Below are 14,061 nucleotides of genomic sequence, written 5' to 3'. Positions count from 1 at the left end.
CAATTAAAAAAAGCCATTTTTAGCCATTTAAAAAAAAACTAAACAAAAAAATTAGAACTACATTTAAAAAAAAAGAAAAAAGAAAATTGAGTTGTATTAATTATAAAACAATATCAAGTCTATTTTTTACGTTTTGAATTGAATCCAAAAGCGAATAAACAGATTATTGATAAGATCAATACAATCAAAGGATTTCCTGTTTTCGGTAAAAAGGTTAAATTTGAATTCTGACCAATTTGTGAAATGTCTTTAGAATAATTGCTAATATGTGAACTGTTTTTAGAATGATTTCCATCAGGATATACTTTGTCCTTAACAGTGATATTAACACTTGCAACATTATCACTAGTATTATTATCCGTAGTATTGGAACTAACAATAACTATATTATTAATGATTCCAGATTTTTCTGCAATACATGTAATGTTTAAAGTTACGGTATCATTGGAACTTAGATTACCAATATACCAATAACCCGTATTAGAATCATATACACCTTTAGTTGAAGTGAAATTAATAAATTTAAGTTTATTAGATAAAATATCAATTGCACGTACATTTAATGCAGTGTTAGGACCATGGTTGATAACAATAATTGTATAGACCACTTTATCTCCAATATTAATGACTTTTACATTAGAGGATTTTATAACCTCTAAATCCGCAATAGGAAGATAGCTTACATTATCCCTATTATTGGAAATATTCCTATCAAATTCATTACCACTTACATTGACAAAGTTTATGACAGTTTCGTTTGAGGTCATATTGAAAACAATAATAATATTTTCAGTCTCTCCAGATTCCAAGTCACCAATATTCCAGATACCTGTATCATCATCATAATAACCTTTAGTAACATTAGATGATATGTATATAAGATTTTTAGATAATACCGTATCAGCCACATTAACGCCAGTAGCATTAATAGATCCATCATTCTTAACAGTTATCTGGTAAATAATTGTACTGTTAAATGAATCAATAATAGTTTTATTAACAATTAAATCGACAGATTCCGGAATTTCAACTGTCACATTATCCTTATTGTTAGATAAATTCCAATCAAACTCATTAGAAGTAACATTAACAAAATTAGTAACATTACCAGTACAATTAACTTTAACAACAATGGTTAAGGCAACCCTATTACCTGAGGATAAATTATCAATAAACCATAATCCAGTAACCGGATCATAGATACCCTCACTAGCATTAGATGAAACAAATACAAAACCCTTAGGTAAAATATCGGTTACATTAACACCAGTAGCAAGATCAGGACCATTATTGGATACAATCACATCATAACTAATATAATCCCCATAATTTACAACACTTACATTAGCAAACTTAACAACAGACAAGTCTACAGCATTAGGAACCTCTATTGTTGCATTATTAACATTATTGGTTAAATTGGTTTCGTTTTCATCGGCAGAAACATTGACAGTATTTGTTATATTTCCAGTTCCGTTAATTTTAGCATTAATAATGAAATTTAAAGATTGACCTGGATTTAGTGAATTGATTTGCCATTTAATGATGTTTCCATTAATAGAATAATCTGTGTTAATTGACTTAAATATTAAGTCCTTAGGAAGATTATCCATAACAATAACGTTATGTGCAATATAAGGACCATTATTCTTTACTGTAATGTTATATACAACATCCTCACCATAACGTCCTTGTGAAATAACAGTTTTATTAATAACTAAATCAACAAAGATTACAGAGATTGTAACATTATCTGAGTCCATATAAGTTCTATTTACATCATTATTAGCTGAAGTATAGGTTAAATTAGCAATGTTTGTAATGTTTTTACCTAATATATCACTCATGTTTTGATTTACATCACATGAAACAATAACCTGAACAGTATGATCCTTTTCTAAATAAGGACCCGTGATTATAAGTTCTTTTTTAGACGTATCATAGTTTACAGACCAAGAATCATTGTTTACATGAGCAGATTTATAGATCAAATCATCAGGTAGAACATCATCTATTTTAATATTAAACCCTGGGGAATTTCCATTATTCTTAATAATAATTGAATATTCCACAGTTTCATTAACATTATAGTTAGTATCATTATTATGGTTAAGTATTGTTTTACTAATACTCATATCTGGTTCTACAATATATACACTAGCACTGCTGTTACCTATCAAGTCACCATCTAAAGTAAGATTTGCAGTATTAACTTTAACCATACCCTCAATATTACTATTATTTAATACAAGCGCATTGACTTTAATCAATAAATTATTGCCGTAAATGTTTGAATTAAATGGATCTATAACTATATTAATAAATCTATCATCATTTACATTAACGGTTACTCCCTCAATACCTGGAGAATTTATGAATTTAAATCCTTCAGGAAGAACATCATTAATAACCATATTTGTATAGTTACCAACAGGTAAAGTAATGTTTAAACCATAGGTGATAATTTCACCGATAGTTGCATTATTTACGCCATTATCAATTGAGGAGTTAATAACTGTTTTATTAATTGAAGGTTTTGCTAGATTAAAACTAGCACTACTATTTGCAAAGTAGGCTCTTGCTTCCTGGTTTTCAACAGGTACGGAATAGGCAGTTACATTAATATTATTAATGTATGGAGTATTGTTAATTAATGTTGAATTTTTAAGTGTAAATTCATAAGTGATGTTTACAGATTCACCAACATCTAATTGATCAATAAGAACATTAACCACACCATCATTCCAAATTACAGAATCACCAATTTCCTGATTATTGATTTTAATAGCAATACTACTTCTATTGTTATTATCAATGAATCTATTTAATAACTCGGTTAAATTATCAACCACGGTAATGTTGAACAATGGAGAATATCCGTTATTTTTAACCACACTAATAATCTTAATACTGTCATTACCTTGAACGTTATTAGTTTTATTGAAATTTTTACTGATTGTAATATTAGGTTCAACCACTTTAACGGTACAATTTGCCTTTGTAGTTAAGTTATTCCAGATAAGTTCAGCTTTATTTATTTTAGACTGATTTGCACCATTTGAACTTATATTTAATAATGTAGCATTTAGGTAGACCCTAAACCTTGAATTATAATAATCAATTAAATCTTTAGTAGTTGTGCTAGGATTTGTAAATTTGATTATTACACTATTGTTCTCCACAATAACCTCATAATCATCACTATTAAGTAAAACATCACCGGTTTCACCTTTATAAATAACTACAGAACCATTAACATATCTAAGACCATCCGGAAGAGTATCGTTTATAATAATGGTGTTATATTCCCCAACGGCTAAGTTAGCACCAATACAATAGGTTATGTTTTCACCAATTGTAATATTATCCTTACCATTAGAAATTGTGGAATTAATTACTGTTTTATTAATAGTTGGATTCTTAGTATAGATTGTATCATTAGCAGAGTTAGAATAAATCCTATATTCCTCACCACTAGGTACAGAAGTACCACTTACATCAACAATGTTTAAATAAGAATTACCTATTAGAACATCATCCTTTACTTTGAAATAGAATCTGACTACAACATTCTGATTTTGATCCAATTGTTTAACTTTAATTGTAGTCAATCCAGTATTATAATCAATAGAAACATCAACATTATCCAAATCTCCAACAAGAACATCATAACCAATAGAACCTTGTGAAGCAATGTCGGAAGTTAATTTAGTTATATTATCTATTGCAGTAACATTAAATAATGGAGTATTACCACTGTTTCCAATGGTGATATTGAAACTAACATTGTCATTACCTTCAATACTGGTATCATTAAATTTCTTATTGACTTTCAATATCGGTTCTACAATAGTAACTGGACTAGATTTAGCAAAGGCTGAACCATTGTTATTCCAATTTAAACTTGCATTATTAATTTTAGATACACCCATAGTATTAGAAGAACTGTTTGATACTAAAACGGTCATGTTAATTGTGAAATTACCATGATTATTATGAATAACTTCTTGAGCAAGTGCATTATCAAAACTTAAAGTTATATACCTTTTTAAATTATTTTCATCATAATTAACAGAAATATTACCATAATCAGTTATTGGAGTACCATTAGCAAAAATAGCACTTCCATCAACATATTCAAAACCTTCAGGAAGATTGTCCACTATTATAATAGAATTATAGGTACCATTGGATAAATGAATGTTAATGGTATATAAAACATTTTCACCAATAGCAACTTCATTATACTTATTATAGGAAGTACCGTTGATTAATGAATCTATTAATATTTTTTCAATAGTAGGATCAATCAAACTAATAGTTGCATTAGAATAAAAGCTTGCGCCTTTATCAGAGGAATAGATCCTGGTTTCATTAGTGTTATTATTTGGCATAGAATAATAGGTCAAGTTAGCAAAATTAACATACTTTGTATCATTAATGATTACATCATCTTTAATATTAAATTTAAAGCTTATATTAACCTTTTGACCTATATCTAAATTACCAAGATCAAATACAGCAATATTTCCATTCCAAGCCATATTTCCAGTTATTGGAATGCCATTTAAGTAAAATTCAATGTTATCCTTTGAGTTATCTTTAATAAACCTGTTTATTAACTCGTCTAAATCATCGACTAGAGTTGTGTTATAGGATATGGAAGTACCATTATTGACTACAGTAATGATACATTCTACTGCATCTCCACCTTCAACCTCAGTAACATTAAAGGATTTATTGATCAAATCTCTTGGCTGATAAACATTAACCTTATCAGATTTAGATATGTTAACAGTTTTATTATTAACACGATATGATAAGACTGCAGTGTTGACAATGGTTTTATTCAAGTTAGCTAAAGGAATTGATGACTCGTTATCAAATGGAGTGAAATATAATTGAATAGTTAGATTATTACCACTAGAGGTAGGAGTTATCTTATGAATATCAACAATAATATCGGATTGAACACCTGTATAACTACCATTAATAAACATGTCATAGTCCATACCATCGTCATTGACAATATTATAACCTAAATATTTTAATCCATAGACAGTATCATTAATTGTTAAATTCCTAGCAATTAAATCAGGCAAACCAATTGTTAAATTAAAGGTACAGTTTTCTCCAATTGTTACTCCATTCTTACCGTTAATATCAGATCCAACATAAACTTTGGAAAAATTTAAATCCTTTGCTTTAACTGATGCATTAGATGAATATTTGAACTGATTACCGGAATTAATAAAGTTTGTAGCATTACCCCTTGCATAAAATGAAGTGATATTTGCAGTATTATTAATATCCTGTCCTAAATTTGGATTCTCATTAAATTTAACATAATAGTTTATGGTAAAATTATTAGATTCACCATATAAATTAGTATAACCTAATTTAGATAATTTAAAACCATCACCAAATAAATCATCAGCGCTTATATCCAACTTAGTTCCATTACCATAATATGCAGTGATATTAACAACATTACCGTCTCTAATTAAATCCTTATACAAATCAATGAAATCATCTTTCACGGTTATATTATAAGCTGTAGAATGTCCAATGTTCCTTACAGTGATGTTATAACATAAGACAGTGTTGTTTTCGACACTTACATTATCTACAGTTTTATTAATAACTAAATCCGGTTCATTGGTTATTAGGTTAGTAAACACCTCATTTGAATAAACCATCTTTAGAGTGTTATCATAGGATAACTGGGCAAAGTTTACTAAATTAAGTAAATCAGCCATTGGTTCATCAGTTGCTGTAACTGTAATTAAGATCCTTGCCATATTCTTTGAAGATGCAGGATTGTAGATAGTACCCGGAGCACGTGCTGTAAAAGTATTTTCAACAGTATTAATTGAAACTATTGGATAAGCAAGTGAACCGTTGATATACCTACAGAAATAACTATCATTAGTAAAAGTCCAATGATTAGCAGTAGGAATAGTTCCAATATCAACCATAGTAGTATTGAAATTTTCTAGATTAAATAAAGGCATTGGGAAATAATCAACAACAGTCAAATTATCTACATTACCAAAAGGAACATCCAAGGTTAATACAAATGTTACATTTTGACCTGGACGAACGTTAATGGTATTATTGTTGTTTACAATAACACCGTCAACTGCATAAATACCTTTAGAGAATTCCATAGGAAGAATTCTAACCTCTTTATAACTTGAATCATTAATGGTTATATTAGTGTCTAAGAGAGTACCATTTACCAATACTGAATTTCTCATATAATCATTAGCAACCACAGTTCCATTATTAGAATAACGGTTATTAACCTTAAATGTCATTGAAATAGAACCGTCTAAAGGAGTTCCATTGGAACTTTCATTGTAATAACCACCAGTACATCCGGAGATAAGATTATTATCCCTTAAAAATTTTGAAAGATGAATAATAATGATATCATGAGTTTCATTACGAGGAATGAAGTCATAATAAGAACTATTCAAACGATAAGTTTGGTTTCCCACCATAAATCTAATACTGCTAAGATCAATGACTTGAGCATTACCCCATTCAAATCCAACAGTATCATAGATATCAAAATCATTTAATGCAAAATAATCTGAAACTTGGAAGTTAACAGTATAGGTAATGTTTTCATTAGGTTTTACCTCATATGAATTTGAAAGTTTCTGAATAGCGATAATCTTCAAAACGACATTATCATAATCAGACTGATTAAAGGTATTATTACCATAAGCATAGGTTATGTTAACATTGTTAGTTACCAATAGGGAAGTTCTATCTCTAGTAAGAATCTCTTTTAAATCTCCAGTAGAGTTATCATATTTTGGAGCATAGACCCAATAAGACAATAGCAAATCCCTATATTTTGCACCGGTTAAATTAGATAATTTTACAACAATCCTACCGCCAGTAGTCCTACCATCAGGAATTACCTCAATAGTATATAAACTAGGATCCATCAAAGTCCCATTATTATAATATAAACTAATAGGATACCTACTACCATTAATAAACATTAACTCGGATGGAATGCTATCATCAATAGTTAGATTCTCAATCGTAACATTATCCGCAATGTCAATAGAGACATAATATTTAAATGGAAAATTAGGACCTGTAACAGTCTCGTCCTCATATAATGAAGAATCCTTATACAATTTAACAATTGAAGGTTTAACATCAGCACTGACAGTATTACCTATAATCTGAGGATCCACATCAGGATTATCCAATGGATCATTACCATAGATAAATTCTGGAGTAGCATAAATCTTTAATGTATCAAATGCATTAGTTCCATTTAATGAAGCGGTGAAATTCAATAGTATTGCAGGCTGATTATTAGTATAACTACCAAAAGGTAATTTAAATACATAAAATGTTGAATTCTCAGGACCAACAACATCCAAACGTGAATAAGGATCTTTTAAAGTACAATTATTCACGGATGAGAATACACCTACCTTAACAGTTTCCAAAGGAAAATCCAAATATTTTGCACTTATAATCTCACTACAACCAGGTGGCAATATCATTTGAATAACAGGTTGAAATCCAGTTCTAGAACCGGTATTGTTGAATAAAAGTGAAAAATTTAAAGTTTCATTAACAAAAGGATAATAACAGCCATTGCTTGTATCATTAAAAATTAATGAGGGATTGGCACTAGAATTTTTACTTAATGTTTCATTTTCAAAAGCAGAACCTACAAAAGAAGGGTTAACATTTGAATCCTTTGAAGAGTCATCAGGCAAATAATTAGAGTGATTGCTAGAATTACTTGTTGAATTAATTAAATTAGCATCATGACTGGTAACACTAGTTTCACAATTTATGCCAATTGAATCTCCGTTAGATAAAGATGAAGAATCGTTTGTAAGCTCTGCTCCATACACATTTCCACAAAATATGAAAATCAGAACAAATATCATAAAGAATATAAATATTTTCTTTGAACTTTTCATATTTATCACATAAAATATAATATAAGTAAATAACTTATTTTATTAAAATTATTTAAAAAATAAACAAAATTATAAAAGAACCATACTTAACTTATATCAACAAATTAAAAATTTTAAATTTTTAACAATCTACTAAAAAATATAATTTCAGTTATGTTGAAACTAATCAAATTTAATATAAAAAAAATTTTTAAAATCTAAATAATAATGGATTTGAAAAATTAAAGTTTAATTAAACCATGTTTTCAACAGAAAAATCAAGGAAATATACCAAGATTATATAAAATATCATTAAAGACATAATACATTTTTATAATTTAAGTATTACCCCAATTATAGAATCAATTTTGATAAACCCCCTCAATTTATAAAGAAAAAATAATTTTTAGTACATAATATTATAATGTCCGTATAATATAAATATTCCTAAACTTACGAACAAAATAAAAAATGAACAAATATCTTAAGAAAAAATATCAAATTATACAAAAGTAAGAATTAAATTTAAAAAAATTTTAACAAAACTGAAACTATAAAAATTCAACTGATAAAAGCCGACTCATTTTTAATTTAGAAAATTAAAATTCCTTAGTTTTTTAAATTTATTATACAAAGATTATTACAAAAAATAAAAAAATAAGTATATTTTATTGTAAGTATGGGAAATTAATGGTAATTTCTGCATTGTCATTGGAATAATTTAATTTCCCTTCTATCTGTTTTACTAGTTGTTCAAACAGGACACTTCTCATATTTGACTTTGAAATAATATCCCGAATGCCAAATCCATAATCCGAATATTTTAAAGTGCATTCTTCTTGATTTTTTTCAAGACTGAAGCTTATTTTCCTATTTGAATCTTCTTTAAAAGTTGAATTAATGGATAGATTAATTAATTCATTAATAAGAGCTATTATATGGAAGAGCTGTTTCTGCTTTATATAAAATTCCTCTTTAGCATTAATGGAAAAGTCTATACTGGAATAATATTCGTTAAGAATTCCAATATAATCTTTTAAAAACCCTTCTGCTGGGATTAAATTCTTTTCATGCCTTGCTTCAAATTTCTTGTTTTGAATAGCTGCTATAGATGCAATAAAAACACATGATGTATTAATAATCTCATCTTTATCCACACCAAATCTATTTTGAAGCTTAGTATATGCCAATATAAATTGAAGATTATTATTTAAATCATGATTAAATTTCTTTAATATTGCTCTTTTTTCATCAGAAACTAAACTATCTGTCATAATAACACTTACTATTTTATATATTCCATTCAATTTTTTGATGATTTAATATTCTGTTAAATGTAGAAACATACCAGTTATATTGCCTATTCTGCATATTTGCAATCATGTCCTCTACGCGGTCATCCACTTCTTTTGTATAACTTTTATTATTGTAGTCATGAGTTGTAAAGTAATGGACCTCTATACAATAATTCTTATCCTGTTTATTAAAAAGATATACCACTCCTATATGATCATATTGTGTTTTAGTATCTCTTGAGGGATTTGTATAATATTCCCTTGTGACATTTCTACCAGCCAATCTAATAACCTCTGTTTTTAATGGTACATACCCTCCTTTCTCAAGAGATCTTAATCTAGCTCTAGATTTTGACCCCATATGATTTTCAGGCCAATCATCCCAACAATCCAATATAATATAATTGTTGGTCATTGCATTTCCATTCTTTCCTGTAAGATTCATTTCATCTGTTGTATTCCAATGATCCGGCACCACATAAGATGAATTATCAAATTGAATGGTTTTATCGGTATGGAAACTTAGGAAATCATTAACAGCACCAATATTGACTACAATCGTAAGTAACACTATTAATAAAATAGCATATCCTATTTTCTGTTTAAAATTCATATAATCATCCTTAAATTAGTTATTAGGTAATTCACCTACCGGCATCTCCTCATCATTCTTTTCAGCTTCTTTATCTTCCTCGTCACCACTATGTACAGTCTTAGCCCATGTTCTCTCCTTTCTAACCAACATTTGATATACTGTAATAAAGAATAATGGAATCAAGTGGAAACAGTAAAGCCAATATCCGAAAACACCATAGATAAGTTTAAAAATATTTACTTTATCACGGGCCAGTGTGATTATTGCTCCTGGGAAGAAACCGAATGCAGATATGATTCCAATAATTAAAGGTGCATCCATTCTAATTAATGTGACCTGATGGAATACAAACCATGCAATAAGGTTGGCAAAGAATACTACAAAACCAAAGAACACCAACATATTTAATCCATAGAATGCAACATGTTCCAATACACCGAACATTCTAAATACAGGCATTGGTGAATTAATAATCTTTGTCCCATAAATAAACAATGTTTCAAAGTTACCAATAGCCCAACGAGCCCTTTGACGGAATAACTGTCTCCAAGTTTGTACAGCCTCCTGATAAACCCATGTTTCTCCACAATATCTTATAGCGAAACCTTCAATCATTAATTTAACACTAAGGTTTAAATCCTCTGTAACTGCAAAACCGTCCCAGCCTCCACCTTCATAGATAGCCTCCTTCTTTACAAGTTGTCCATTACCACCTAAAAATCCGGCCTTACCGAGAATATCTTTTGCACGGACGGTGTTACCAAAACCTGCTAACTCAACATGTTGCATAAGAGTAAGCCAGTTTTCATCTTTATTATACATCTTAATACGTGATTGAACACCTTGAACCTCAGGATCATTTAAGTAAGGTACAATGATATTTAGAAAATCAGGTTCTACCCTTGCATCTGCATCAAATACTGCAATAATATCTCCTTTTGAAATTTCCAATGCATCATTTAATACAAAACCCTTACCTTTGCCAGAACGTGGTGGAACACGGGTTACAATTCTTAAATGAGGGAATTTTTCTTTTAAACCTTCCAATATTTCACCAGTCCTATCCTCGGAACCGTCATTACAGACAATAAGTTCAAAATTAATTTTTCCATTGTGATAATAATCTACTGAAGCTAAACTGGTTACAGTCTCTTCAATGGTATACTCCTCATTGTGTGCTGGAACAATCATTGTTACAAATGGTGGAACTTCCCATTCTTCAACAGGATCCTGTTTTTTAAGACTGACAATAGCTAAAAATACCATAATCGCAGATGGAATAAATAAAACCCATTGCAACCATGTTACATTACGATTAAAAAGACTTACAACAATCAATGCAATACATGTGATTAAAAGAATAGAAACATCTGTCTTCTCAATAATAAGTTCCTTGTTTTTCTCAGCGACTTTGTCCTCGGTTTTAATAATTGTATTAACATCTGCCTCATGTTTTTTAAGTACCATTTCAATGGTTAACTTTAAATCCTTGGATGAAAACGGTTTAGTCAAATAACCATAGGGTATGGCTTTCAATGCATCAAATGCAGTTAAATCATCAATTGTTTCAGTTAGAAATATGATAGGTATTCCAAGTTCACCAATTTCATTAGCTGCTTCAATACCAGTCATTTCACCTTTTAGCTGAATGTCTATTAAAACCCCACTTGGAAAAATCTCTTTTGACTTTTTAACAGCTTCAACTCCATTATCTACAATTATTGGAAATTCATAACCCAAATCTTCCAAATCTTGTTTTAAATTTAATGCCGTATCTGAATCATCTTCAGCAACTAAGATCTTCTTTTTTGAATTTTTATTTTCTTTAAAATGTTTTATAGCTTCAGCGGATAATTTATACTCATTTTTTGCCTTTTTTTGAAGGTCGCTATAATCCAAGTAATTCTGATAATTTTCTTCCTTTTGTGATGATTCAATTAAATCGTTTTCAGACCCTTCAATTAATGGAACATCACTATTTTTATTTTCATCCTTACTAATTCCCCTTGCTTCATTTACCTTCTCGGATTCTACGGATTGACGGTTAATAGCCAAAGCAACATTTTTAGAAAGTGTATTTATGTTATATGGTTTGGATATAAATGCTGATGCCGGTGACTGGTTAAGTGCATCATTAAATGTCATATCATCAGAGTTTGCCGTTAAATAGATTACAGCTAAATCAAGTGCCAGAATTTTTTCGGCTGCCTGTATACCATTTATATCTCCCTTAAGGTTAATATCCATTATTGTCAAACTGGGACGATATTGGACTGCCTTGTCAATAGCGTCTTGTCCATTATCTACAATACCTATAACCTCATAACCCAAATCTTCAAGATCCAACTTCAGGTTTAAAGCAGTAATCGCCTCATCCTCTACAATCAGAATAGATTTTGATTTAATTTCGCCTTTTCCTTCATTCATTTTATGCCCCTTTTGTCCATTAAAACTAAAATAACTATTATTAAATTGTTTAAAATTAAAAACCTTTATTTTAAAAGTTAATTTTTAAAAAATAGGTTAGTTTTATTTAAAAAAAAGAAGTTAAAACAGATTGTAATTAAATAAAAAAATACAAGATAACCCCTTAAATTCCTAAAATACACTAATATCTTTAATTTTTTATATATTTATACTTTTATAAATAATCCCAATAAAAATGAAAAATACCTTAAACTTTATAAATATTTCCATAGTTTTTTAAACATTGTATAATAATAATAATAATTTATTATTTTAAAATAAAATAGATTTTTAAAAATAATAAAATATACAAATTAATTTAACATGATTAATTTCTATCAAAGATTTTATACATATTATAAAATAATTTTATTTTTTTAATATATTGAGTAATATATGTACTGATTTTTACTTGAATATTATTATCTTACTAAAAAAAGTACAATAATTTTAAATTAATGACAATGTTTAACAATAATAAGAATTAAGCAAAGATATAAAAATTTTTATAAAAAAAGACATGATTTAATACTTAACCCTCTATTTTAATCGTTTTTATCCGTAAAAATTGAGCTTATCAAAAAAATAGCAACTGATTAAAAACATTTATTGTATTGAATTATCTAAAACAACAGTTAATTGTTTTTAAAGTCTTATAATATTAATTATACCTAAAAAAGAAGATTAGTTTAAATTAATTTCTAAATATTTATTTTATAGTGTTTTTATTAAGGGATTTTTCCCTTAATATTTAAATTCGTATGATTCTTCAACTTCCATCATATTTCTGAATTCTGCAGTTGCATCATCAAGATAGAATACACCCATTTGCCAGCCGTTTGTTCTGTACATTTCAGCTATATCCGGCATAAGTTCAAATGCCTTTTCAACAACCGCCTCATTATCATCTAAAATTGCAGTTCCATAGTACCTTAAAAAGCATTCTCCGTCCCATGAAGCTATTTCCACATTTGGATTTGCTTCTAATTGTTTATATACTCCTTTGAAAGTTCCAACTCCAAAATAGATCTTATCCCCATATAATAAATGAAAACCTAATGGTCTTACTTTTGGTTTATCTCCATCAACTGTTGCAAGGTAAAATACTCCTGCTTTAGATAACATCTCGTCTACTTTTTCAATACTCATTTTTTTCACCTAATCATACTGTGTTTTAATTGTATTTAATCTATTTGATTTTCTTATGTAAGGATCTTTTAAATTACTTACCTTATCAAATAATCATTACTAAACAATAAGTTAAACTATATTGAATGTTACTACCTTATTCTTACCGATTCTTTAAATTCCCTTTAACCATATTTAAATCCTTTATATTTGGTTTAAATAAAAAAATATTTATGTCTAAACTTACTTATATTAAATCGGTTTAAGGGTTGTGACATTATGTATATATTCAATAATATTATCAAATTTTAAAAAGGTTTTTTGAGAATATACTGAATATTTTTTTTGTAGTTCACCTCTTTAATGAACTTTTGTTTTATATGGATTTTTATAATTCAAAAAAAAGGAAGTTAAAGAGAATATAGATTTTTTATTAGATTTAAAGTATTGATTTAGTTTAAGATTTTATAGGAAATATCTATTAAGATTTAATCCAAAACTAGTTGATTTATTCATAACATAATGATTAAAGAAATTATTTATTGTTTTATAATTTTAATCTCATTAAAAAAAATTTAAATGAATGAATTGACTGTTTTTATTTAAATTTATTGAATATAATATAATCTAA

Annotated in this window: 5 protein-coding genes; all 5 read right to left on the bottom strand. The window is 28.1% G+C overall.

The window, feature by feature from the left end:
* Nucleotides 1-119: 119 nt before the first annotated feature.
* Nucleotides 120-7,967 (bottom strand): isopeptide-forming domain-containing fimbrial protein, encoded by a 7,848-nt coding sequence (locus ON24_RS08665; RefSeq protein WP_081585274.1) that lies wholly within the window; start codon nucleotides 7,965-7,967, stop codon nucleotides 120-122.
* A gap of 647 nt (nucleotides 7,968-8,614) precedes the next feature.
* Nucleotides 8,615-9,220 (bottom strand): sensor histidine kinase family protein, encoded by a 606-nt coding sequence (locus ON24_RS08660; RefSeq protein ID WP_040682659.1) that lies wholly within the window; start codon nucleotides 9,218-9,220, stop codon nucleotides 8,615-8,617.
* 16 nt (nucleotides 9,221-9,236) lie between these two features.
* Entirely contained in the window at nucleotides 9,237-9,854 is a 618-nt protein-coding gene (locus tag ON24_RS08655) for a hypothetical protein (RefSeq protein ID WP_040682658.1), read from the bottom strand.
* Between the two features lie 15 nt (nucleotides 9,855-9,869).
* Complete coding sequence (locus ON24_RS09185; protein WP_081585273.1) at nucleotides 9,870-12,263, bottom strand: response regulator; 2,394 nt, start codon at nucleotides 12,261-12,263, stop codon at nucleotides 9,870-9,872.
* A gap of 783 nt (nucleotides 12,264-13,046) precedes the next feature.
* Nucleotides 13,047-13,451: a pyridoxamine 5'-phosphate oxidase family protein gene (locus tag ON24_RS08645; protein WP_016358186.1), complete on the bottom strand. Its 405-nt coding sequence runs from the start codon at nucleotides 13,449-13,451 to the stop codon at nucleotides 13,047-13,049.
* Between the last annotated feature and the right edge of the window lie 610 nt (nucleotides 13,452-14,061).

Source organism: Methanobrevibacter boviskoreani JH1 (assembly GCF_000320505.1).
In the GTDB taxonomy this organism is placed as follows: domain Archaea; phylum Methanobacteriota; class Methanobacteria; order Methanobacteriales; family Methanobacteriaceae; genus Methanarmilla; species Methanarmilla boviskoreani.
The sequence above is the reverse complement of the archived record's forward strand: the minus strand, read 5'-3'. Positions and strand labels throughout refer to the sequence as shown.

Coding starts and splice junctions, on each gene's coding strand:
- ON24_RS08665 (WP_081585274.1), bottom strand. CDS start 7,967: ATGAAAAGTTCAAAGAAAATATTTATATTCTTTATGATATTTGTTCTG.
- ON24_RS08645 (WP_016358186.1), bottom strand. CDS start 13,451: ATGAGTATTGAAAAAGTAGACGAGATGTTATCTAAAGCAGGAGTATTT.
- ON24_RS08660 (WP_040682659.1), bottom strand. CDS start 9,220: ATGACAGATAGTTTAGTTTCTGATGAAAAAAGAGCAATATTAAAGAAA.
- ON24_RS08655 (WP_040682658.1), bottom strand. CDS start 9,854: ATGAATTTTAAACAGAAAATAGGATATGCTATTTTATTAATAGTGTTA.
- ON24_RS09185 (WP_081585273.1), bottom strand. CDS start 12,263: ATGAATGAAGGAAAAGGCGAAATTAAATCAAAATCTATTCTGATTGTA.